At 51.7% G+C, this 230-nt stretch carries 1 protein-coding gene; it reads right to left on the reverse strand.

Translation table 11 applies throughout. The features are described 5' to 3' along the window. The coding region (locus ACTHSP_RS24240) for an NAD-binding protein (protein ID WP_440347250.1) at positions 1 to 230 on the reverse strand (230 nt) is incomplete at both ends.

Consider the following 230-nt stretch of genomic DNA (forward strand, 5'->3'; position numbering starts at 1 on the left):
GCAGTTTCGTAAGCAACGGAAACGCCTTTGCCTTCAGATTTGATGTCGCCGATTTTCACGCCCAATTCAATGCTCAAGCCTTGCTCTTTGGTGAAGTATTTGAAGGCTTCTTTGGCGATTTGTTGGTCGGCGGCGGCCAGGAAGGTCGGCGCAGCTTCAAGAATGGTAACTTCTGCACCCACGCGGTTCCATACGGAACCCATTTCCAAACCAATCACGCCGGAACCGAT

This window comes from Neisseria sp. P0001.S005, from assembly GCF_051963715.1.